This window comes from Vibrio sp. YT-18 (assembly GCF_033337345.1).
Taxonomy (GTDB): domain Bacteria; phylum Pseudomonadota; class Gammaproteobacteria; order Enterobacterales; family Vibrionaceae; genus Vibrio; species Vibrio alginolyticus.
Window position 1 is genome coordinate 376971 of the sequence record NZ_JAWOQO010000001.1, and the last position, 22871, is coordinate 399841.

Below are 22871 nucleotides of genomic sequence, written 5' to 3' on the forward strand. Positions count from 1 at the left end.
AACGGGGCGCTAATATAGCGCCTCGTTTTTATTAAAGAATAGAGTTCAAATGAGCCAAGAGTTTATGCGCCGCGCATTGGAAGTGTCCAAAAATGCGCTTCCTGAATGTCAACCCAACCCGCCGGTTGGCTGCGTGTTAGTGAAAGACAATCAAATCGTTTCTGAAGGTCATACTCAAGCGATTGGTGGCAATCACGCGGAAGTGGAAGCGCTGAATGCGTATCAAGGCTCGTTAGAATCGGTGACGGCATACGTTACGCTGGAACCGTGTTCGTTTGTTGGTCGCACGCCAGCTTGCGCGGTGACATTAGTCAAATCCGGCATAAGCAAAGTCGTCGTAGCCATATTGGACCCCGACCCGCGCAACAGTGGTCGAGGTATTGAGATTCTAAAACAAGCAGGTATAGAGGTAGAAACGGGTTTGTGCGGCGAGGAAGTCAGCGAGTTTCTTACCCCTTACCTAGGCAAAGCCTAAGTCAAGCTTTACGTTGCACTATGGTGCCAGTTTATGTGGTGAATGAAGTGCGTCAAAATTGAGTTAAAACTTATTAAAACAAGCGATACCGCCCATTTATTGCACTTGGCTACGTGAAGGATCATGCTGTTAGATTAAAATAGAGAAAGTGACTTTTGAAAAATTTAATAGCATGAAACCGACCGACCTTAATCTTATTCCCATTTTCACTGCCATCTATGAAGAGCGTAACTTGTCTCGGGCGGCGGCGCGTTTAAACATCACCCAGCCTGCGGTGAGTAAAGCGCTAGCAAGGCTACGTGATATCTACGATGATCCATTGTTTCATCGTTGCGTTAAAGGTGTCGAGCCTACCTCGTTTGCGATGGATATTTATCCTGCTCTTCTAGCTTCAGTACAAAATTTCACTTCGACATTATCGGCCTCTAGTGAGTTTGACCCTAAAGTGTCGAATAGAGTGTTTTCTATTGCCTGTGTGTCCGTTGCAAGCTTTGAGTTGCTACCTCAAGTCATGAAACAAATCCGTGTGTCGGCGCCAAATGTTGCATTAGAAGTACATCCGCTTTTTACGGAAGATTTTGAAAGTGATCTGCGGTTACAACGATACGATTTGATCATTGATATCACACCAAGAGCAAGAACGGTGTTAAAACTGGAAACTGTACTTACGGAGCGTTTGGTGGTGGTATGTAGCGAAGCGCATCCACGCCTGAATGACGAGATTACGGCTGAACAATTTTTTGAAGAAGAACACGTAGTGGTTTCGCAGTGGCAGAGTCGTAAGAGCTTGTTAAACGCCGATGACATTGTCGACTTGGATAAGAGAAAGATTAAGTATCGAGCCTCAGGCGTACTAGAAATGCTCCCAATTATTTGTGGTAGTGAATACATTGGTTTAATGCCAGAGTCGATGATCAACTTGTTCAATAACACCTATCATGTTAAATCTTTATCAATGCCATTTGATGAACAAATGTATGAGCTTTGCACAATCTGGCATCCTAGTCGCACAAACGACAGCGCCCATCAGTGGTTGCGTTCACAGATTAAGCAAGCAGGAAAAGTCATCAACCAATAGGAAGTGCAATGAAAAAGACAATACGTGCCATCCTTAACGGAAAAAAAGCTGGGAATCCAGAGTTAAGAGATGCAATCATGAAAATGAGAGACAAAGGCATCGACGTACAGGTGCGTGTGACGTGGGAATCTCAAGACATGCCGCGGCTAGTAAAAGAAGCGGTTGATGAAGGCATTGAACGTATTGTTGTCGCTGGTGGCGATGGGACCGTCAATGAGGCGGCTTCTGCGATTATTCAAATTGACAAAGAAAAACGTCCTGAGTTAGCCATTATTCCACTTGGTACCGCCAATGACTTTGCTACCGCTATTCAAGTACCTAATTCCATTAAGGCGTCTTTATCTCTTGCTGTTGAGGGGCAGTCCGCTTTGGTCGATTGCGTCAAAGCGAACGATCGCTGCTTTATTAACGTGGCAACAGCAGGGTTTGGCGCAGAAGTTACAGCAGAAACGCCTGTTGAACTCAAAAACTTTCTTGGCGGCGGAGCTTACACGCTAACTGGTGTTGTAAAAGCACTTGGCTTTAAACCATATGACGGAACAATAACGATTGAAGGTGGTGCGTATCAGGGAGAAATGTTGCTCGGTGCGTTTTGTAATGGGCGCCTTGCTGGAGGTGGGCAAGAGTTAGCTCCAAAAGCGATGATTAATGATGGGCTGATGGATCTAACATTGGTGCGCCCATTTTTACCTCATGAGCTGCCTAAAGTAATCGACGAGATCAATAACCCGAGTGAGAAAGGAGAGTTTGTGAAGTACACAAGAGCAAGCTGGTTGGAGATAGACTTCCCGAATCCATTACCTCTTAATTTAGATGGAGAACCCTATCATTCGAGAACCATTAGATTTGATGTTCAGCCTAAGAGTATACGATTAGTCGTACCGCAAGATTGTCCTTGCTTGACTAGCTAAACGAGCGTTTTCCATGATTATTGCGTAACACAGCCACTAAAATGTGGCTGTGTTGTTTGTGTTGAGGTATTAGTCAACTTCTTAACGTTTTTGAATGGTCTCAACGTCTATCTGCGTAGCTGTCCAATCTGAATCAACCTCTCCTCGAATCATTACGGTATCTTTTGGTGTCACTTCTTGACCCATCCAATCTTCGTTGTCGATCTCTACTTCGATCTCACCAGTGTTGTCTTTGAACAAGTAAGTCTCGTTACCAAATGATTGAACAATATGCCCGGTTAGCACTACAGCGCTGTCGTCGGTTGCGTTGCGCGCCTCTTTCACCGTATTGATTGCACTGACTTCCGGACCATTAAACGCGGCGAAAGCCGAGCTTGAAAGTAGAGCAAGCATGGATGTTAACAATACTCTTTTCATTATCATCTCCTTATATTAGAAGTAATAAGTTGTGCCTACGTTAAAGGATGCAGTGTTTGCGTAGCTGTCTAGTTGGTATTTAGCGTTTGCGCCAATGGTGAGCTTTGGCAACACTTGGTATTCCGCGCCCACAGAGAACATTGCGCCTAACTCGTTGCTTTTCTCCGAGCTATGGAAAAGCGTGTTGCTTATTTCCACATCGTCATTCGCGACAAGCTCATATTCTTGATGTTGAGCAACCTTGGCGTCGTATTGTGTGTAAGTTAAACCCGCTTTGAACTTTGTTGTCCATTTGTCACTTAATGCATAGCTAAACACTGGTGCTAGCGAGACTTGTTTGGCTGTGATAGAAGAATCCCAATCCATTTCATGATGGTAATCTTTGCCATCAATTGTCTTGATACCAAGGTTCTTAGAACGGCCGTCATCAAGGTCAAACTGACTGTAACCTAGCTCAATTGCCCAATTGTCATTAAACGAGTAACCGATAAATCCTGAGAAAATACCATCCTCAAGTTCTGGATTAAGTGTTACATTTTCAGATGAAAAGTGAGGTTCCAAGTCATGGTCAGTGGTGCCTAGTCCATATTCCAGACCTACATAAGGAGCCGCAGATACCGAAACTGAGCAGGTAACGAGTAACGCAAGAATGGTTTTGTTCATTTTATTTTTGCCTCTTCAAATCAACTTAATGAGTAGAAGCGCATTGTGTGTGATGAAGCGTGAAGTGATCGTGAAGAAACGAAAATATTTCAGAAAAAGAGCAAGGTGCGGTAAAGAAGAAATTGTTTTAATGAACATGCGCCAAGCTCTTTATATAAAGAGAGTTAACTTGCGGCGACGTAACACACCGCAAATGGCACATTAAGGCGGGTAAACTCTTTAATCCAACGCCATTGGTTGTCTTGGAGTTTATCGCCTGGCCCTTTTACTTCAATCCATTCGAACTCGTTTCCTTTAAAAGCAATCAGATCAGGCATCCCATTGCGGTAAAGCTTTAGGTCACTCAATTGTATTTTAAATAGCGCCATCAACATGTTAGTTGGGATTGTATCGAGTGCTGTTTCGAGTAGTTCTTTACTTATTAAGCTCCAATGCACAAATGGATTGCTGATACCAAACTTCTCATCGTATCTAGTTAACAACGTATAAGTATTGCCCGTTTCCAACATATCAAACGTCGCATCTATCAAAGCTTGGCGTTTGGTAACAAAATCAGAATGGTACAAATCCAGAGGACGATGTTGATAGGCATTGATGAATGCGCCTTCGATGGGAGCGAAAATCGCATCCCAAAAAGTGAGACCAAGTAATGCATTAAGCAGTGCATTTTCGGCGTAAAATACAGTCCAGCCTAAGGACTCAAAATACGCTTTGCTGGCGAGTTCGACTCTCTGTTGAGATAAATCCAGTTCAAGGCGGTATTCCGTACAGGTTGGCTTCGTCACTCTTGGCACTTTCTCGCCTTGTTTTCGTTTTAACCGTTGCTCAAGTTTTTGTGCAACTTCGAGCTCAGACACATCGATCGGTGAGTTAAGCATATCTGTGACAATGTCACAAAATAAATCATCATGGTTTAATTTGTCATAGATACGTGCGCGTCGTTCTCGGCTCGGTGTGAGTTGAGTTTGGCCAAATAGAGATAGGGCGGTCTCTAGATCATTAAGCCGTTCGTAATCACGTGCTATGTCATTCAACATGTGCTCGCGTTTACGATCTACGTAACGGTGTTTAACGGGCTGAGGCATTGCCTCAATTAATAAGTCGAGATTGGCTTTGTCTTTTCGGTCAAATTGCCAGTACAGGTTGGCCAACTGGCTCAGTTCAATTAAGCGGTCTATTTGCTCACGTGAATCAAAGAAACGGCGCACTTTACTCAATTGATATTGCTCGAACTGATGCAAACCTAAGTCATCAAGCACAAACTGACTTAAGTCTTGATGGGTGTTGGCAAAAAACAGAGTGAGTAACACGTCGATCATATGAGCAGAATTGAGTTTGACGATCGTAAACTCAAGCCGCTCTATACGATCAAATTCCGTATTACTCAAATGTTCGACAAGGGCGTCTTTCTTGAGTGATTTCGGCAGTTCGGGATAAAGCGCGGAGATTTCTGGTTTGGTCAGTAAATTAGCCGCTAACTCTTGATGAGAAAGGGGGGGGGAAAGGGCTACAAACTCATGCTGACTCAATTCTGCCAGTGCTTCATTGATAGAAGGTATTTCTTGATAACTCAGCTTATCACTTCGAAACCAACATCCCTTTCGGCTGTATAAACGCACCAAAAGGCACTGGGCGTGTTTGCTCAAAGAATCAAACGAGCAAAGCCATGCGTGTTCTTCCTTGGTCAGTAAATCGCTGTACCAAGTTATTGCGTGATGAGTCAGCTTGAAGAAGTTCTCTAGATAGTAGTCTGGTGCAAGTTCGATAGGGCTTTCCATAAACGACCGATAACAAAAAAGGCTTAACCCATAGGTTAAGCCTTTTCGCTATCAAATCAATTCGCAATTATGCGTTTTTTAGCTGTGCTACTTTCGCTTCAGACAATGGCTTAGTGATGAACGCTAGTACGATACATACTGCCATCATTGCTGAAGAAATTGTGTAAGCCAAGGTGTAGCCGTCGCCATTTGTCATCGAGAAACCAACAACCGCTGCGCCGATTGCACCACCGATACCCCATGCTGTGTAAAGCACGCCGTAGTTAGTGCCGTAGTTTTTCAGACCGTAGAACTCAGCCGTTAGAGTAGGGAATACCGCTAGAAGTGTGCCGTAACCTACCGCTGCGATTGCTGTACCGATGATCAGTGTAAACTCAGAGTCGAACGTCGCGAACAGCACCATGTTTACGCCTTGTAGAACGAACGCGAGTAGAAGCGTACGAACACCGCCGATTTTATCTGCAAGCATACCCGCGGCAACACGACCGCCAGAGTTAAATACAGCAAGAATAGACGCTAGGTAAACCGCGTTTGGCAAGTTTGCTTGAACGCTTGCGATTGTCGTGATGTTACCAATGATCATTAGACCAACAGAAGCTGCAAACGCGTACATGATCCATAGAGAGTAGAACTGTGGCGTTTTCAACATTGCTTTCCAAGTTAAGTCATCTGACTTTTTCACCGCTTTAGGTGCTTGGCCTTCTTTTACTTTAGGCTCCGCAGGTGTGTAGTCTGCTGGTGGGTTGTTGATGGTTGCTGCAAGAGGAACCGCAATCGCTAGGATACCAACACCAAGAACCATAAAGCTAGTTTGAATGCCCATGCTGTCTATTAGCGCAGAAGTTACTGGCGCGAGGTAAATAGCCGCTAGACCAAAACCTGCCGCAATAATGCCGTTAACCATACCTTTCTTCGAAGCGTGGAACCACTTCATCGCAGAAGGTGATAGGCATGCGTAACCAAAACCGATACCTGCACCTGTGATCACACCGAATGTAATGTTCAACATTAGTGGAGAGTTCACAAAGCCAGAAGCGATCATGCCCAGACCTGTAAGAACAGTACCTAGGATAAGGATCATTCGAGGGCCCATGCGGTCTTGAAGAATGCCTGCAATAAGAAGACAGATAGAGAAAGTGATGGTTGCAGTTGCGTAAGGTGCAGAAGCTTCTGCAGCACTCCAGCCTGATTCAGTTACCAGTGCCTTGTTGAATACACTCCAAGCATACAGGATGCCAAGACAAAGGTTGATACAGAACCCTGCTAACAGGATGCGCATAGCTTTATCAATCTTGCTCATTTTTATTCTCAGTTTTTCCTCTTATTGGCAATGCCGCAAAGAAGGTTGGTTTAAAGATGTTTTTTCTCAAAATTAGTTTGCGTTTTTCAACGTTTAACGCAATGAGCGCGGATTATAACCAATAAATATGTGATTGGAATCTCTTTTTACGGTTACTGATAAAATAATTTGCAACATTAAAAGTGGATGTGAATTCATGGTTTTGTATGTAGTAAGAACGTTGTAAAAAAGTGATATTTTTTGTTCGCTAATAACGAATGATGAGTCAAGACAGAGAGGTTTTACGCTGTTGAGTGCACAGTTCACATTTCAAATAAAAAATTTCAAAATGTTTCCATGTTAACCATCTGTAACAAAAATGGCGAATTTATCATCTGACTGTCGTAAGTATCAGATGCAAAGGGTTTCTTAATTTTTAATTGTTAACCTTTTGTAATAATTGAAGCTGATTAGCTTTTATGTTCATTAAGTGAGCAAAAAAGTAACTTGTAATTGCTGATTTTAGGCGCAGAATATAGTGAAAAATGAGTTTTCATTTATGAAGGGATGCTTTTTAGATTTGTTGTGAGGTGACTTATGAAACTGTTCCTATTACTCATGGCTTCGGTATCCGCTGGTATCGCATCAGCAGACCACATCCATTCATTTATGTTGGGCTTATCTATTGCTTCTTTAGCGGTAGGTAGCTGTTATTTCTTCGCATTTCGCAGCTCGCGCTTTCCACAGCTTGCTTTATTCCTACTCATTTGCGGTATGCTTTCTAAGTTGACGATAACCGTAGTCGGTGTGATGTGGGGAATGTCCGCGGAATTAATCACGTCTCCAATCGTATTCGCACTTTCATATTTATTCTTTTCGCTTGCCGTTACCTACTTATGGTTTAGCTACAGAGAGAGCATCACTAAGATTCCTGACCGATTTAAGTCAGCGTAAATCAACACATTAGAATAAAAAAAACGCCAGCACATTTGCTGGCGTTTTTAATTAAACGTAATTTTGTTCGGATATTGCTTTTAGTTTGATCGTGGCAATACCGTTAGGCACTCATTGGAACAAGCACCATAGTACCAATAATCACCGTGATAAGGCCTGCTAGAACTGGAACGGATGTGCGTTTTACAACCTCAAACGGGCTGATGTTTGCCATACCTGATGTCGCAACGATTACGCCAGATACCGGTGAGATAGTACGGCCTAGGTTTGATGCTTGAAGCATCGGGATAATTAGGAACGCAGGGTTTAATCCCATTTTAGCAGCTAAAGATGGTGCTAACTCCACGAACGCATAAAAAGGCGCGTTGCCCGAACCCGTTGCAATTGCTGCTGCAACTGTCAATGCAGTTAGAATAAGCATTAAAGCAACGCCGCCTGCACCAGCATTGTCTGCGAGATGAAGTAGGTTATCGATAGCTCCGATAGACATCAGACCTTGCGCAAAAACCCCTGCGGCAACCAAAAGCATCACAACGCCTTTGAACGCGTCAGCCATGCCTGCGTAACAAGAATCTAAATCTTCTAGTGATTTCTTACCATCGAACTTATTTACAACATAATGGATCAGAGCTCCAAGGAAAATCGAACCAACCACAATAGTGTAGATGTCTAGACTAAGTCCTGGAATGGTACGACCGTTGAATAGGAAAACGCCGATGATAGGTAGAAATGGAAGAGCTGCATAAAACGCTGGTGCGTCAGCTTTGATCTCTGATACATCAATTTTTTCCATTGGTGTATTTTCTTTCTTATCTAAGTATTTGTTCCAGAAGAACGCTGCCGCTGCCATGACGATGATTGCGCAAATAGAAACAGGCAACACAGTTTGTACCGCAAACACATCAAGCTCTAAACCAGACTTTTCTGCTGCGATAACAACATCACCAGAAGTAGGAGAAAGGATGATTGCCGCTGGAGAGGCACACACTGCAACGGCTGCTGGACGAGAAATGCCCATCGCGACCATCATTGGGAATAATGTCGCCATTAATAGTACGCCAAGGCCTGTTGCAGAACTTACCGCAAGAGACATTAAACACGCCACAATGTAAGCCGCTACCAAAAGGACGTAAGGAGACTTGATGACAGAAAGCGGTTTAGAGAACTGTTTCACTACCACGTTGTTCGCGCCGATATGAGTCATGTATGACGCAAAACCACAAAGCAGCATGATTTGCATACCAAGACCGCCACCGCGGTATTGAAGCATGTATTTCACGTATTCAAGCGCATCTGTCACCATGTTACCAGTTGAGGTGATTTTTGACGGCAGCACGTCGTGCCCCAAAACGCCAGTCATAAGAAGTAAAGCAATACCAGCTGTCAGTAACACGCCTGCAGCTTTATAGCCTTTGACAATAAAGTAACCCACCGCAATGGTAACCACTAAGCCAATTAAGAGCTCTAACATAGGGATCTCCGAATGTTATGTAAAAAAGAAAGAAACTGTTTCAGTTTATGACAAGGAATTTACAGAATTCTTAGCTGTGGCACGAGACAAATATGGGGCTTGCATGATCTGAGACAAATAATAATTTAATAAATAATTTCGTTAGATTGTATTGTTGGAATTTGGTTTTCTAAGTGTTACGTGCTGGTTTGAAGCTATTTATAGGAAGGAAAATATGACTAGGAAAGTGAATGAATAAAGAGTGAATTGATTCACAATAGGAAAAAGACTTTACTCAGTAAGCAATTATTGGAAAACACTCTTCACAACAAAAAAGCTTCGCCGAAGCGAAGCTAAGTAATCGTAAGAATGAGGATAAACTATGCGTATCGACGAACCATAAGGTTCCAACTACGTTGCTGCCGTTCGAACTCTGCTTTAATTTGCTGGTACTTCATTTTCGTTACAGAACATTCGTATTTCTTTACCACACTGGCAGTTTTGGCACCGAGTACTTCTTTGCGCATCTCGTAGTATTCCTGCATGTGATGAACTAGAGTATCAAACTCGTGCTGTAGCTGATCGAGGATTGTTTGCGTGTTCGGTTTCGATTCTAGCTTTTCTCTTGCTTTCTTCAAAAGTTGACTAGCACGGGCTTTTTCAATTCTAAATGTAGGCGTTGTGCGCAACTTAGATGTGAGTCCTAACCAAGAACATGACTTTATCAACCACTTCGTTGGGTCGTAATGCCACCAATACACGCCATTGCGATAGTCATTCTCGAAAATATGATGGAAATTATGGTAACCCTCTCCAAATGTGAAAAAGGCGAGTACACCATTATCGCGAGCAGTGTTTTTGTCTGTGAAAGTTTGCTTACCCCAAATATGTGCGAGGGAGTTAATGAAAAAAGTCGTATGGTGACTCATAAAGAGTCGAGCCGCACCAACGACCAATAACATCCCCCAGATATCACCGTAGATCAGTCCGAGCATGACTGGGAAACCAATATTAGTCAGTAGGGCAAGTGGAACATAATACTTATGCTGCCACATGACGATTTTGTCGCGCTTTAGATCACGGCAGTTTGTATATTCGTTTTCCTTTGATTTATTGTAATCACGTAACATCCACCCAATGTGAGAATACCAAAAACCCCGCTTGGCTGAGTACGGATCTTTACCGTTATTGTCGACATGTTTGTGATGCACACGATGATCAGAAGACCAATGTAATGCACTATTTTGCAAAGAAAATGCTCCTCCAATCGCAAAAATGGCGCGCAAAATAGGATGAGCTTCGTATGTTTTGTGGCTCCAGAGACGATGATAGCCTGCTGTAATAGAAAGGTTAGTAAAACTAAATGCAATCACTCCCCAAATTAGATGTTCCCAACCCAGTCCAAAATGATATGCATACCAAGGCATTACAATAAAAGTCAGAACAAAACTGGAAGAAAATATTAATGTATTCAACCAGATAACAGGTGGTTTGTTTTGAGTCACAGGTGTATCCCTAACTTTGAGCTAACAACTGTTCGCCAGAATATCAGCGTACACATGTAAGTCAAATTAAAGTTAGACAAATGTGACTATTCCTTTGGGTGTAGATTAAGGAACTTGATGGGATATTTTGCTTTTAATTGAATAATGAGTAGTATTAAAAAATGAGCTCTGGCTTAAGGTGTATAAAATCTGCCAAGAAACAAGTGTTATAAAGGTGGAATATACCGAGACTCTATAAAGAAGCAAAAATGTAAGAAAATAGGAATACGTAATGGATTTACGATTAGCGGAATATAAGGACTACGAGCGCATTGCGCATCTTCATGCGGATAGCTGGAAGCGTCATTACCGTGGCATTCTTAGTGATAACTATCTTGAGAAAGAAGCGATTGACGACAAACTACTGATTTGGCAAACCCGTTTGACCAACCCACCATTCAATCAGCACATTGTCTTGGCGGAGGAGGGAGGTTTGCTACTTGGCTTTGTTTGTGTGTTCGGCAACCATGATTTCGAGCGTGGAACCTTTATTGACGCATTGCATGTTGATGACAGTTACCGTGGTCGTGGGATTGGTAAGCAGCTATTACTTGCTGTCGCAGAATGGCAACAGCAGTACTTTCAAGACACAGGTCTTTATTTAGAAGTTGTGTCGCAAAACATTTCTGCGATTGAATTCTATCGCCACATTGGTGGACAAGAGGATCAAGAGCGAACTTGGCGCGCACCTGATGGCAAAGAGGTGTTAGAAAAAGTATTCCGTTGGAAGAACGCCCAGTCATTAGTTAGTGGGATTGAGGAAAACGTGATTTACTCCTAACCTAGCGTTCTAAAACATTAGATAAGAGCAGTCTCAACACTGCTCTTTTTTGTTTATGCACCCTAACGTTATGTTTTATTAAAAGCTTTCTAGAAGTTAACCCCCATAGCTTTTAGTTCGAGCTCACATTGCTGAGCATTTTCAAACTGAATAGCAGCCATGCCAACTGCTCGGGCACCTTCAACATTGTAAGGCATGTCATCAATAAATACTGTCTCTTCGGGGTTAAGCTGATACTTTGAAAGTAGAGTTTGGTAGATCTCCGCTTGTGGTTTTAGTAATTGAACTTCAGAAGAGATGATTGCTCCATCAAACAGTGGCCAAAACTCATAGGTAGTACGAAGATGTTCCACAATTTCGTTGATGTTGTCTGTGAGCGCATATACGCCATATCCGGCACTTTTTACTCGTTTTAACAGCTCTATACTGCCGTAAAGTAGTATTTGAGTGTGTTTTACATAATAAAAGAAGCGGTCTATTTCTTCCGTCGTTACTTGGTGTTCACGTTGATAACGCTGTTTTGCTTCCCTTTCGGAGATCGTCCCTTTATTTAAATCTTTCCAGATTTGTGATGAAAATAGCATCTGAGCCATTTTCTCTGACTCTACGGAACCACCAAATGTTAAGCGAACGATTTCTACTGGAGACCAGCGTACCAATACATTACCTACATCAAAAATGACATTTTTTATCTGGACAGAATTCATAACACATCCCAAGCCAATTGTTCTTCACCACGCTATATGCGGTGAGTACTGTTTTTGAATCGTTGGAAAGTCGTGCCAAAGGCGCGACTTAAGTTTCTTGCACAAAATGAGATTAACATCCAATTGGATACAGAGCGATTATCGCAAAATTGCACTAAACTATATGCAACTTTGTTTATTTGGTTGTAAATCAAGTGTAGCTGTCTTAAAAGATTGAAACTAAAGATAAGTATTGCGAGCTGTTTACGTCATTTCGCGCTGCTTATAAATGATGATTAATATATAATTAGTTAATAATAAAACGATAAAAGTGAATCAAAATCACACTATTGTGCGTCAGGCGGAGTAAGCAAAACAGATTATATGGACTCGATACGTAAGGTTTATCAATATGCAGAACCAAACCTAACTCTCGTTGGCTGGATGGGGTTTCTTGGCTTTCCGCTGTACTACTTTGTCTGGGAGTTTGCCTTTCCACAGGCTTATGAAAATTTACCTCTTAGATTGTTTTGCTCGTTATTGTTTTTCGGCATCATTTTTAGAAACCGCTTATCATCGACTTGGAGAGATTATGTTCCTATTTACTACCAAGTGACGATAACGCTGTGCTTACCGTTTTTCTTTTTTTATATGTTACTGATGAATGACTGGTCCAATGTATGGGTTATGTCGTTTATGTCTGCAATTTTCTTACACATTTTACTGGTTCATGTTACTAGGGTCATGTTTGCTCAAACCTTTGCTGGGATAGGTTTAGCAACATTCTTCGCTTGGGTTGCAAAAGGGTTCCATCTTGACTTGACCATGGATTGGACTCATGTGCCAATCTTTCTGTTTATTTATGTCTTCGGTAATTTGTTCTATTTTCGTAACCAAGTTGAACATGAAGCGAAAGTCTCGCTGGCAAAATCATTCGGGGCAGGGATCGCACATGAAATGCGTAACCCGTTGAGTGGGCTTTGCACTTCAATAGATGTTATCCAGTCGATCTTGCCCAACATGAAAGAGGCAGGAAAAGAGCAGTACGTCATGAGTGTAGAGGATGTCACCTTATTACGTGAAGTGAGTCAGGATGCAATGAACATTATCCAATCGGGTAATGAAACCATCGATTTATTGCTAACTTCGATTGATGAAAATCGAGTTTCTCGTTCTAGCTTCAAAAAATATTCAGTTCACTCGGTCGTTGAACGGGCAATTGAAAGCTTCAGTTATAAACGTGCCACTGATCGATTTGCCATATCGCTGGATGCGAGAAGTGAGTTTGAGTTTCTAGGTAGTGATACATTACTTAAATACGTTATGTATAACCTCTTCAAGAATGCCTTCCATCACCGTAAATCTGAAGATTTTCACATACATGTATCCATGATAAGTTCAGAACGCTTTAATCAAATTGTTGTAACCGATAATGGTGCTGGCATTGCTCCTGATGTTCTACGCAATATCTTTCAAGACTTTTACACCACTGGCAAATCAGGAAGTTATGGTTTGGGTCTACCGTTTTGTAAAAAAGTCATGCGTTCATTTGGGGGGAACATTGAGTGTCAATCTCAGTTAGGGGAGTGGTCTCAATTTACGTTAACTTTCCCACTAACGACATCTGATACCGTTACTGAAATCAAAAACGATCTGACTAAACTCAAAACCATTCTAACGGTGACTAGCCAAGATATCTTGGTGTCTAAAGTAACAGATATTAGCCGTATTATGGGCTTTGACTCGACGATTTTAGATGCCAACCAAGTACTCAAAAAGAAAGAGTACGAGTTCGAATTCGATCTGATTTTTATCGATCTTGAGAGCTTAGATCCAAGAGCAAACCAATTGGATAGATTAGAATCTCTCTTGTCTTTCACTGAAGCACGCATAGTTTATCTTTTTGAGCATCATCCGACTCAGAGAGCACGTAAGGCTGCATATGAACCTATTTGGATCGAAACGCAAGCCTGGTTATTGAATACTAAACCAACTATTGAGCGTCTCTTATATGATTCAAGCTATGTATCGACACCAACGGCCTCGGTGACGTTAGATAATTCAAATAAGCGCACAATTATGGTCGTGGATGATAATGAATCTTTGCGTAAATTCACGGCAATGTTACTTGAAAAGCAAGGCTTTGAAGTGATTCAGAAAGAAGACGGGCAGCAGGCTCTGGATACACTAGAGCAAGAAGATGTTGATCTCATTCTGATGGATATCGAAATGCCAATTATGGATGGTGTAGAAGCGTCTAGGCGAATTCGAAGCTCGGATAAAAACTATGCGTCGGTACCTATTATTGCGCATACAGGGGATAGTTCACCTGTCACGTTGGACAAAATTGGGTCTTCGGGTATGTCTGACTTCATCGTAAAACCGGCGGATAAAAATCGTTTGTTCGATAAAATCGCAAACTGGATCTAATCATTCGCGACTTGTTTTCTTGAGGCGAGTTGCTCACAACGAATAACACGAATAAAGAGCTCAGCAAAACTGTTGAGCTCTTTAGTTTTATCTACACACTAACTTACACAAACTCTAAGTCAGGGTGTGCAAATGCTTGTTGGCAGACAGTGAGTACATGATCAACTTCAGCAGCTGTCATGTCTGCATTGACTGAAAAACGGATGATGTTTTTGTTCCTTCCAGTTGCAGGGCGGCAAAACACTGCGCCGTAAACATTTCGCTCTTCGAGAAAGTCGCGGACTCGCTCAGTGTTTCTCTCGTTACCACATTCTAATGCGATAATTTGTGATTCACTGCGAATAGTAAATCCAATGCGTTTTAAACCAACGGCTAAAGACTTGGCTCTTTCAAACAGAATATCTCGCTTATCATCTGATTTTCTTATGACGTCCAGTGTTTTCTCTAGCCGAATGATCTCTTGCGGTAATACGGTAGAACTAAATATTGCAGGGTACGCCACAAATGGAAGCGTCTTCGCCAGTTTTTCTGGGCCTAAAATCGCGCCAGCACGATAAGCAAATGTCTTGGCAAGACTAACGGTAATAAAATCTACCTTATGAGTTAAGCCAAGACCCTGCAGTATCCCCGCACCTTGTGGACCGTGTGTACCTAAAGAGTGTGATTCATCTACAACCAGGCCGCAGTCAAACTCCTGTGCTATTTCGTAGATATCACGTAGAGGAGCGATGGTCCCGATAGTGCTGTAAACCGAATCCACAACAATGATCCCTGAACCGTGACGTGAAATCTGTTTTCTTAGGTGACTGGTGTTGTTATGCATGAACGGATGAATTTGTGCTCCGGCAATACGTGCGCCTTCCCACAAAGACATATGTGCAAAGAAATCAATGTACACAGGTATGTTCGGTGCACAAATAGTCTGCAATAAACCGACATTCGCAGCCCAACCAGATTGAGAAAGTAGACAACTAGGCATACCAACGAAACTGGCTAGTTGCGTTTCAAATACAGGTTTCGATTCATCGTCTTGTAAGAAAATCGCGGACATCACGACGTTGTCATCGTGCTGGGAAATCGCATCACGATGCGCGTTTTGAATCTCCTTATTATGAGACAGTGCAAGGTAATCATTGCTTTGCAGGACAACGGCATTACACGGTGGGCGTTTACCAAGAACAAGGTGTTTTTTGTTCTCATTCGGTTCGATTAGATCTTGAATATAAAAATCTAGGCGTTCCTCGATAAAGGAGGGAAGTGGTTTGCTTTGTATAGTTTCACTCATAATAAATCTCTTCTTCATATGGAAAAACGCCAGCGCTGACACTTATTCATATTGCGGATTTTGGGGAGAGTGTCACTAACCAGGTTGCATAAGTTTGCAGACCCTTGCAAACTCGACATTTGAGGGTTGGATGGTGGCTGTAACTCTATAGGGGCCCGGGGTCTAAACTAGTTTGTGCTTAAAGTTTATACGGCGATTTTGCGGTGTTTTTTCGTGCTTCATATCTGGGATTTTGGATGAGGAATATAAAGTTTGAAAAGTGAAAAAAATGGGCGCATTAGATAACAAAAAAGGCGCGAAAATCGCGCCTTGAAACATGAGTAGATAAGAGACAAGCTTATCGCTTATTACGTAAATAGCGCTTACGACGCTCTTCTTTACGCTTCGCTTTTTCTTCTTCTTTACGGGCGGTCTCAATCTCGACTTCAATCAGCTCTTGAGTGATCATTTCTGGGCGTTCTAATGTAATTTGGCCCAAAGTGCCTTGACGAAGTTCGTGCAATAAGATCTCTGATACTTTGTGCAAGTCAACACGTCCACCTGCACGTAGTGCACCGCGGCGACGACCAATTTCTTCCATGATCTCGATATCTGATTCTGGAAGCTCTTCAATTTGATAACGCTCTTTAAGCTTGTCTGCATAATGAGCTGCTAGGTATTCAATGGTATAGAATGCGACTTCGTCATATTCCATCGCTGTATCTTTTACCGCGCCGGTAGCCGCAAGGCGGAAGCCACTGTGTGGATTTTCCACTTTTGGCCATAAAATTCCTGGAGTATCAGATAATACGATGCCATTTTGCAGGTTGATACGTTGTTGACGACGTGTAACCGCGGGTTGGTTACCTGTTACAGCGATTGTTCGACCTGCGAGGGTGTTAATGATCGTCGACTTTCCAACGTTTGGGATGCCCATGATCATGGTGCGAATGTTTTTACCAATTTCTTCTCGGTGTGGTGCAAGTTTGCGGCAAAGCTCCATGATTCGATGCACTTCTTGTGGTTCAGAAGTCGTGATCGCCATTGCTTTTACATGTTGCTCTTGCTCCAAGTGCTCAATCCACAGTTGAGTTAATTCTGGATCGGCCAAATCACGTTTGTTCAAAACTTTAACGACAGGTTTGTCACCACGGATTTGAGAAATCAAAGGGTTTTCACTACTGAAAGGAATACGAGCATCCAGTACTTCGATGATCACATCCACTTGAGGGATTGCTTCTTCGATCTCTTTACGTGCTTTGTGCATGTGGCCAGGAAACCACTGGATTGAGTTATTAACCATTTGAATTTAATACCTTAATTTTTCTAATGCTCCAGCGGTTGTAAAAGTAGCAATGTGAGTCTTGAGTAATACAATACTAGAACGCATTTTCTAAAACTGTGTTTACTTCAAGCTGCTCGAAACCGCGGAGTTGAGCTTTCTTTCATGTTAATACGCCAGTTTATCATGGAATGATGATGAATCATTCAAGATGAAAGTAAAAAGCTATGGCGTGCAAACCTAAAAGCACACATCCCTTATGTATACCGACTCGCAGTGAATATCCGTCTGGGTGAGAGACCGAACGCAAACGCTGTGTAGTCAAAGGTGGATTGTGTTGTCAGATTGTTCTGACGAATTTTGGTTTTTTACTTTTATATCAGAGTGTTATTTTTATTTCACTATTGAGCTAAGTTTGACTTTTATCTGACAAAAACTAGTCTGAGCTTCCATTCAGAGGAAGCAGTCATGCTCAGTATTCTTAGAAGTATTACGGTATCGTCCGTCGCCTTAATTTTTTTAGCGAGTTCTTTTTGCTCAACTGCCAAACAGAGTCCTAAACCGAAGGTCATCGTTGGTGTTATTGCGCAAGACGAAGCTAAAGACTCGTTTGACGGTAGCGTTGGTCCTTCGTACGGAATTAGTCTTGAGTATTTGTCTAACATTACTAAAGCTTTGGATTATGAGTTAGAACTTCGGACTTACAAGCATATTCCGTCTTTACTTGCGGATGTCGAAAGCAAGAAGATTGATGGTGCGGTTGGATTTAGTAAAACAGCAGCAAGAGAAAAGCGTTTCTTGTTTTCGATGCCTTTCTTTTCGAGCACTATCGCTGTTTGGTATCGGAATGCCACTTACCGAGATAGTGATGCGCGTGATCTTAAATGGGTGTGTGTTGAGGGCAGTGTGTATTGTGGCAACCTCACTGAACGCGGTATCGATAAGATACATTACGTTAAAACACGTTTAGAGGCGTTTAATGAAGTTAAGCGAGGTAAAGCGAACGCGCTGATTTACACTTATGTTGGTATTACCCAATATTTGGATTTGAATGACATTGTAAAAGGGGTTGTCGATATTCCCAGTTGGTTGAAAAACGAAGAGGTGAGTTTTATCGCTTCGTTGGACAAACAGAGTCTGATCGATGACATCAACAAAATCCTTCAGTGGGAGCAAAATGGAAAAAACATTCGCTCCGTCGCCTCGAAAAATCCTTACCATATCAGTGATAAGTTATTGGTAGATTACCGACGTAATCATCAAAACAAACTAGTGATAACTTACAGCAGCAGTGACGAAGCTTATCCGTTTCTCTACCGAGATTCGCAAACGGGTGAGTTAGACGGTTTCTTTCCAGACTTCATCGACTTATTGCAGTCTCGTACTGGCTTGAGCTTTAAGTATGTGAAACCGACGTCGAGCCTTTCCAATGGATTAACGGCATTTGATGCCGATATAGTCCCCATCTCTTATGTGGGTGAGCTACCTAAGTCAGATTGGTTGTTCACTAAACCATTCATGCACAGTAATTACGTGGCTATCCAAGCGGAGCAGAGCAAGCGCGATAAATCTGCACTGAAAGAAGCGGGTATTCTGCTCACTTTGAAAAAGCAAGGGTTAGTTCATTTGGGCACTTGGCAGCAAGGCCAAGTTGATCATTATGATGATTTGAAGAAGCTGCTTACCGATTTGAAATCGGGCGTTTTGGATGTGGCTTACATTCCTGACGACATCGTTCACAACATGATTGCACAAGATCAAGTCAATGGCTTGGTGATCAATGCGGAGGACGTTTTGACGTTCTCTAATGCATTTGCGGTTGCAAACCACAATACACAACTGCAACACATGTTGAACAGCATCATCGAAACCATTGATTCTAACGAGATCGAAAAACTGCTGCGTTCTCACCGAAGCTTCAAACTGACTTATGGCTATGACTCGGAGCAGATCGCTACATTTGTTGTTGCTGGTTCATTCATATTCTGTCTCATGTTAATTGCGGCGTATTTCATCTTATCTCACATGCGACTTAAAGTGAGGTTAGCCGAATTTAATGCTGACAATGAGGAAGCGGAAAAGCAATGGCTGATGGACATCATCAAAGAGATCAATAGCTTGGTTTTTATCCATAGTGAAAATAACCATATGGAGATGAGTAATTGTGCGAACTACAACAGTAAACAGTGCCAACAATGTAGTTTGAAAAGTGATTCTGCGCACGTTCCTCTAGTGAATAATTTTGATGAACTGACCACTGTTATTGCTGGAAAGCGTATTTCAGAAGAGGTTGCCTCGTCGGGCTGTGAACTTGATATTAAACATGTATATCGAGAACGCAAAGTCATCGCTTCTCCTAGCGGTAAGAACAAGTTTGTACTGACTGTGATTCAAGATATTACCCAGCAAAAAGAACGTGAGCAGGCGTTAATCGATGCGCAAAAAGAAGCGCAAACCGCGGTACGTGCGCGCGAAAACTTTTTGGCAACCATGAGTCACGAATTAAGAACGCCATTGTCGGCAGCACACGGCATCCTCGATTTGCTAAATCACCAAGTGACGACAGATTCAAATCGCGAGTTAATTGACCAAGCCATATGCTCGCTCAATCATTTAAATATGCTAGTAGACGAAGTACTGGATTATTCAAAGTTAGAGGCAGGGCACTTAACCGTCGCCCTAGTTAAGACCGACTTGCTTAAAACCTTGTGCGATGTGTTTCGAAGCTTTGAACCACGAGCGCTCGCGAAAGGTTTGGATTACAAAGTGACAATCAAACCATTTTCGAATGCTTTCATTGAAATCGACGCGCTGCGATTGGTGCAAATTACCACCAATCTACTCTCCAATGCGGTGAAATTCACTGCGGAAGGAGAGGTTGGAATCAGTGTCATTCTTCATGAAAAGCAGCTTATTTTGAAAGTGGCGGATTCAGGTATCGGCATGACGGATGACCAACTCGAAGGTATTCTCAATCCTTTTGTTCAAGCGGATGACACTATTACGCGTAAATATGGCGGCACTGGATTGGGACTGAGCATTGTTGACCGATTGATCGACTGCATGGGCGGCGTGCTCTGCATCGATTCACAATTTGGCTTGGGCACGACGATTACCGTCAGACTGCCAATTGAGCATTGCGACTCTGAGCCAGACGTTTGTTTGAACTGGACGTATAGCGAGAGCTTACCACTTAATATTCGCCAGTGGTGTGACGCGTGGAAAATGCGTCCAGCAACGTTAAAAACAATGGTGGCGAACCTTCACCCTATACACGACAGCGATGCCAGTTTTAATGGCCTAATGCTGCGTGACGAACAAAGAGTACTTGGCAGTCTTACGTTAAGAGAGCTTCAGTATCCAGATACATTGTTCAATTTACTCAGCCAAACGCAGCAAGAAACCAAGCTTAATGACGTAAATCAAGAAGTGGTTTCTTGGGTCCTCGGCACGGTACTGGTCGCAGAAGATAATCCCATTAACCAAAGCGTGATAGCAATGCAGCTTCATGAACTTGGAATCGAACCTGTCATTGTGAACAACGGCCGCGAAGCATGGGAATACATCAACCAAGATGAAAACGTTGTGTTGCTGCTGACCGATTTTCATATGCCAGAAATGGATGGCTATGAGCTTGTTAGGTACGTGAAAAGCTCCGAATTTAAAGCAATTCCAATCATCGGTGTGACAGCAGAAGATGCTCGTCTTGCCATTGAACGTACACAGGATATCGGCATTGATGACGTGCTCTACAAGCCCTATGACCTTAATCAATTAAAAACCGTTTTGATTCCATTTATTGGCGAAAAAGAGAGGGGTAGGCTGCCCGGCTGGATTAAACGGTTCAAAGCACAGGACGCAAAAGAGATTGCGCGCGTGTTTAGTCAATCAATGTCTACAGATATAAAAAACTTAAACGCCGCATCAACTGAGCGAGACAAAAAACGGGTCATTCATGGCATCAAAGGAGCGGCTGGGGCGATAGGGGTAAGCATGCTGACTGAGCTTTGCATTGAGGCAGAACGAGTTACTGCTGCGGAGTTTGACAGGCGAACAGCGGAGCTAATTTTACGAATCGAGCAGGAGATCGAAAACATAAACTATTGGGTAGAGACAAATGAATACACAATTTAATGTGATGGTGATTGATGACCATCCGCTACAAACCACAATACTTACGCAAATATTGGATCGCTATTGCGCGCAAGTCATCCCTTTTAACTGTGTGGATGCCGCTATTCAGAGTGTGCAGGAACAATATTTTGACGTGATTTTTTGTGATATCCAAATGCCCGGAAAAGACGGCATCGATATGATGGAAATGCTCGATAAAGTCCAGTACCAGGGGCAAGTTGTACTGGTCAGTGCAATGGAATTGACCATTATTTCTGCGGTAAGAGCCATGTGCGAGGGATTTAGTTTTGAAGTATTAGGGAAGCTGCCTAAGCCATACGATGAAAATGAAGTCGTTGATTTGTTGGGTAAAATAAAAGATGAAAAAGCGAAACAAGTCAGCTTTGCGCAACCTATTGAAGTGGAAGATCAAGAATTCCTGTTTGCTCTGGCTGAAGGGCGCGTGAAAAATTATTACCAGCCTTTAGTCGATGTGCAAAGTGGGGAAGTGCTTGGGTATGAAGCGCTCGCGCGTTGGAATCATCCTATTTATGGTGTGTTACCCCCTCATTATTTTTTGCCAATTGTAGAGCGTTGCCGCCTTTCAGGAGAGTTGTTTCAAGCTGTATTGAGTAATGTTATCTATGACATGAAACACCGAGGATTGACGCAAAACGTATCCATCAATGTAGACCATGAAAATTTAGAAGATACGGCGTTCTCTCACTACTTTTTACAGCAATGTTCAGAGAGCGAGATTGACCCATCACAAATCACCATTGAAATTACAGAGCGAGATACATTTCAGACTAGCGCGTCCCTGTACAAGAATTTACTCAAGTTGAGGATGAACGGTGTCACTGTCTCAATAGATGATTTTGGCACGGGTTCATCAACGTTTGAAAAACTGGCTCAACTGCCATTCAACGAGTTAAAAATCGATCGTTCGTTTGTACAAGGTGTCGAATGCGACATCAAAAAACGCAACATCGTTGTTGCTATTTGCGCGTTAGCGAAAAGTTTGAATATACGACTGGTCGCGGAAGGTATTGAAGACGAAGTCACATTGCAAGCGATACGTGAGTATGGCATTGATCTTTGCCAAGGCTTCTACATTGATAAACCCATGCCACTAGAAGCCATAACCATACTAAATGAAAGATATGAATAAATTGAATTACTTGATCTTTGACGATCATCCTCTCGTTTGTGTTGCAATCAAGTCGTTGTTGGAAGAGTTAGGTAAAACAAATGGGGTATTTACTGCAACATCAGCGAAGATGGCATTACAAATATTGAAAAAGGAAGAAATTCAACTGTTGATCTTAGATGTGAACTTGGCAGATTGCGATGGGTTTGATTTCTACAAACGTATCAAATCCCATGGTTATGAAGGCAAAGTCATTTTCTTCTCCGCTGAAACTAGCCAAATGTACAGCCAAATGGCTTTTCGTTCTGGCGCTGATGGCTATGTGTGTAAATCGGAAAATCACGACATTCTTAAAGACGCGATAGAAGCGGTAGAGAAGGGGTATACCTTCTTCAAATTTAAGCAAGTTGTTAACAGTGTTCGAGAAATGCCACAACTTTCAAGCAGGGAAAGTGCAGTAATGAAGTATTTACTACAAGGAAAGTCCAATAGAGAAATCGCTTCAGTGCTATCAATAAGTGATAAAACAGTCAGCACATACAAACGCCGTCTATTGGATAAATTTAACGTAAAGAACATTGTTGAGCTAACAAGAGTGGCGGGGGCGTAAGACCGC

The 22871-nt window shown here is 42.4% G+C and carries 18 protein-coding genes; 9 read left to right on the plus strand and 9 right to left on the minus strand.

What is annotated here, in order from left to right:
• Nucleotides 1-49 precede the first annotated feature (49 nt).
• The 3 genes from R7M72_RS01510 to yegS all read left to right on the plus strand — a co-directional run bounded on the left by R7M72_RS01510 (nucleotide 50) and on the right by yegS (nucleotide 2464).
• A complete protein-coding gene (locus R7M72_RS01510; RefSeq protein WP_005376542.1) occupies nucleotides 50-475 on the plus strand; it encodes a bifunctional diaminohydroxyphosphoribosylaminopyrimidine deaminase/5-amino-6-(5-phosphoribosylamino)uracil reductase RibD in 426 nt (141 codons plus the stop codon).
• Nucleotides 476-647: 172 nt separating this feature from the next.
• On the plus strand, nucleotides 648-1553 hold the full coding sequence (locus R7M72_RS01515; protein WP_005376541.1) for a LysR family transcriptional regulator: 906 nt from the start codon (nucleotides 648-650) through the stop codon (nucleotides 1551-1553).
• A gap of 8 nt (nucleotides 1554-1561) precedes the next feature.
• On the plus strand, nucleotides 1562-2464 hold the full coding sequence (gene yegS / locus R7M72_RS01520) for a lipid kinase YegS (RefSeq protein WP_017635356.1): 903 nt from the start codon (nucleotides 1562-1564) through the stop codon (nucleotides 2462-2464).
• Nucleotides 2465-2545: 81 nt separating this feature from the next.
• On the opposite strand, the gene R7M72_RS01525 is transcribed toward yegS, so the two are convergent.
• The 4 genes from R7M72_RS01525 to R7M72_RS01540 all read right to left on the minus strand — a co-directional run bounded on the left by R7M72_RS01525 (nucleotide 2546) and on the right by R7M72_RS01540 (nucleotide 6622).
• The gene (locus R7M72_RS01525; protein ID WP_203345389.1) at nucleotides 2546-2881 is read right to left on the minus strand and encodes a YgiW/YdeI family stress tolerance OB fold protein; all 336 of its coding nucleotides are present in this window, start codon (nucleotides 2879-2881) and stop codon (nucleotides 2546-2548) included.
• 15 nt (nucleotides 2882-2896) lie between these two features.
• Nucleotides 2897-3544: an AcfA family outer membrane beta-barrel protein gene (locus R7M72_RS01530; RefSeq protein WP_318055996.1), complete on the minus strand. Its 648-nt coding sequence runs from the start codon at nucleotides 3542-3544 to the stop codon at nucleotides 2897-2899.
• A gap of 164 nt (nucleotides 3545-3708) precedes the next feature.
• On the minus strand, nucleotides 3709-5322 hold the full coding sequence (locus tag R7M72_RS01535; RefSeq protein WP_318055997.1) for a VRR-NUC domain-containing protein: 1614 nt from the start codon (nucleotides 5320-5322) through the stop codon (nucleotides 3709-3711).
• Between the two features lie 67 nt (nucleotides 5323-5389).
• Nucleotides 5390-6622 carry an OFA family MFS transporter gene (locus R7M72_RS01540; RefSeq protein WP_005388232.1) on the minus strand — a complete coding sequence of 411 codons (1233 nt, stop codon included), beginning with the start codon at nucleotides 6620-6622 and terminating at the stop codon, nucleotides 5390-5392.
• A 576-nt stretch (nucleotides 6623-7198) separates the two neighbouring features.
• Here R7M72_RS01540 and R7M72_RS01545 point away from each other — a divergent pair.
• Nucleotides 7199-7555 carry a hypothetical protein gene (locus tag R7M72_RS01545; RefSeq protein ID WP_005376535.1) on the plus strand — a complete coding sequence of 119 codons (357 nt, stop codon included), beginning with the start codon at nucleotides 7199-7201 and terminating at the stop codon, nucleotides 7553-7555.
• Between the two features lie 103 nt (nucleotides 7556-7658).
• Here R7M72_RS01545 and dcuC read toward each other — a convergent pair whose 3' ends face one another.
• Nucleotides 7659-9026 (minus strand): anaerobic C4-dicarboxylate transporter DcuC, encoded by a 1368-nt coding sequence (dcuC, locus tag R7M72_RS01550; protein ID WP_005376528.1) that lies wholly within the window; start codon nucleotides 9024-9026, stop codon nucleotides 7659-7661.
• A 359-nt stretch (nucleotides 9027-9385) separates the two neighbouring features.
• Nucleotides 9386-10510, minus strand: coding sequence for an acyl-CoA desaturase (locus tag R7M72_RS01555; RefSeq protein WP_318055998.1), 1125 nt, complete (start codon nucleotides 10508-10510; stop codon nucleotides 9386-9388).
• A 271-nt stretch (nucleotides 10511-10781) separates the two neighbouring features.
• On the opposite strand from R7M72_RS01555, the gene R7M72_RS01560 reads away from it, so the two are divergent.
• Complete coding sequence (locus R7M72_RS01560; RefSeq protein WP_104980607.1) at nucleotides 10782-11330, plus strand: GNAT family N-acetyltransferase; 549 nt, start codon at nucleotides 10782-10784, stop codon at nucleotides 11328-11330.
• A gap of 89 nt (nucleotides 11331-11419) precedes the next feature.
• Here the strand turns inward: R7M72_RS01560 and R7M72_RS01565 are convergent, their stop codons facing one another.
• Complete coding sequence (locus tag R7M72_RS01565) at nucleotides 11420-12037, minus strand: HAD family hydrolase (RefSeq protein ID WP_171345646.1); 618 nt, start codon at nucleotides 12035-12037, stop codon at nucleotides 11420-11422.
• A 363-nt stretch (nucleotides 12038-12400) separates the two neighbouring features.
• On the opposite strand from R7M72_RS01565, the gene R7M72_RS01570 reads away from it, so the two are divergent.
• On the plus strand, nucleotides 12401-14446 hold the full coding sequence (locus R7M72_RS01570; protein WP_318055999.1) for a response regulator: 2046 nt from the start codon (nucleotides 12401-12403) through the stop codon (nucleotides 14444-14446).
• Nucleotides 14447-14549: 103 nt separating this feature from the next.
• Here the strand turns inward: R7M72_RS01570 and cqsA are convergent, their stop codons facing one another.
• Nucleotides 14550-15731, minus strand: a complete 1182-nt coding sequence (gene cqsA / locus R7M72_RS01575; RefSeq protein ID WP_017635350.1) for an alpha-hydroxyketone-type quorum-sensing autoinducer synthase — start codon at nucleotides 15729-15731, stop codon at nucleotides 14550-14552.
• Between the two features lie 337 nt (nucleotides 15732-16068).
• Complete coding sequence (ylqF, locus tag R7M72_RS01580; protein WP_005376521.1) at nucleotides 16069-17013, minus strand: ribosome biogenesis GTPase YlqF; 945 nt, start codon at nucleotides 17011-17013, stop codon at nucleotides 16069-16071.
• 447 nt (nucleotides 17014-17460) lie between these two features.
• On the opposite strand from ylqF, the gene R7M72_RS01585 reads away from it, so the two are divergent.
• Genes R7M72_RS01585 through R7M72_RS01595 form a run of 3 tightly spaced genes read left to right on the plus strand, consistent with a single transcriptional unit; the run spans nucleotide 17461 to nucleotide 22865 of the window.
• Nucleotides 17461-21126 (plus strand): ATP-binding protein, encoded by a 3666-nt coding sequence (locus R7M72_RS01585; protein WP_318056000.1) that lies wholly within the window; start codon nucleotides 17461-17463, stop codon nucleotides 21124-21126.
• Nucleotides 21110-22276, plus strand: coding sequence for an EAL domain-containing protein (locus R7M72_RS01590; RefSeq protein WP_213906657.1), 1167 nt, complete (start codon nucleotides 21110-21112; stop codon nucleotides 22274-22276). The genes R7M72_RS01585 and R7M72_RS01590 overlap by 17 nt, the downstream gene beginning before the upstream one ends.
• On the plus strand, nucleotides 22269-22865 hold the full coding sequence (locus R7M72_RS01595) for a response regulator transcription factor (protein ID WP_017635347.1): 597 nt from the start codon (nucleotides 22269-22271) through the stop codon (nucleotides 22863-22865). The genes R7M72_RS01590 and R7M72_RS01595 overlap by 8 nt, the downstream gene beginning before the upstream one ends.
• The last annotated feature ends 6 nt before the right edge of the window (nucleotides 22866-22871 follow it).

Excerpts from the sequence above, each read along its gene's own strand:
- dcuC (WP_005376528.1), bottom strand. The coding sequence starts at position 9,026 with ATGTTAGAGCTCTTAATTGGCTTAGTGGTTACCATTGCGGTGGGTTAC.
- cqsA (WP_017635350.1), bottom strand. The coding sequence starts at position 15,731 with ATGAGTGAAACTATACAAAGCAAACCACTTCCCTCCTTTATCGAGGAA.
- R7M72_RS01540 (WP_005388232.1), bottom strand. The coding sequence starts at position 6,622 with ATGAGCAAGATTGATAAAGCTATGCGCATCCTGTTAGCAGGGTTCTGT.
- R7M72_RS01595 (WP_017635347.1), top strand. The coding sequence starts at position 22,269 with ATGAATAAATTGAATTACTTGATCTTTGACGATCATCCTCTCGTTTGT.
- yegS (WP_017635356.1), top strand. The coding sequence starts at position 1,562 with ATGAAAAAGACAATACGTGCCATCCTTAACGGAAAAAAAGCTGGGAAT.
- R7M72_RS01570 (WP_318055999.1), top strand. The coding sequence starts at position 12,401 with ATGGACTCGATACGTAAGGTTTATCAATATGCAGAACCAAACCTAACT.
- R7M72_RS01560 (WP_104980607.1), top strand. The coding sequence starts at position 10,782 with ATGGATTTACGATTAGCGGAATATAAGGACTACGAGCGCATTGCGCAT.
- ylqF (WP_005376521.1), bottom strand. The coding sequence starts at position 17,013 with ATGGTTAATAACTCAATCCAGTGGTTTCCTGGCCACATGCACAAAGCA.
- R7M72_RS01565 (WP_171345646.1), bottom strand. The coding sequence starts at position 12,037 with ATGAATTCTGTCCAGATAAAAAATGTCATTTTTGATGTAGGTAATGTA.
- R7M72_RS01510 (WP_005376542.1), top strand. The coding sequence starts at position 50 with ATGAGCCAAGAGTTTATGCGCCGCGCATTGGAAGTGTCCAAAAATGCG.
- R7M72_RS01585 (WP_318056000.1), top strand. The coding sequence starts at position 17,461 with ATGCTCAGTATTCTTAGAAGTATTACGGTATCGTCCGTCGCCTTAATT.
- R7M72_RS01530 (WP_318055996.1), bottom strand. The coding sequence starts at position 3,544 with ATGAACAAAACCATTCTTGCGTTACTCGTTACCTGCTCAGTTTCGGTA.
- R7M72_RS01545 (WP_005376535.1), top strand. The coding sequence starts at position 7,199 with ATGAAACTGTTCCTATTACTCATGGCTTCGGTATCCGCTGGTATCGCA.
- R7M72_RS01515 (WP_005376541.1), top strand. The coding sequence starts at position 648 with ATGAAACCGACCGACCTTAATCTTATTCCCATTTTCACTGCCATCTAT.
- R7M72_RS01590 (WP_213906657.1), top strand. The coding sequence starts at position 21,110 with ATGAATACACAATTTAATGTGATGGTGATTGATGACCATCCGCTACAA.
- R7M72_RS01535 (WP_318055997.1), bottom strand. The coding sequence starts at position 5,322 with ATGGAAAGCCCTATCGAACTTGCACCAGACTACTATCTAGAGAACTTC.
- R7M72_RS01525 (WP_203345389.1), bottom strand. The coding sequence starts at position 2,881 with ATGAAAAGAGTATTGTTAACATCCATGCTTGCTCTACTTTCAAGCTCG.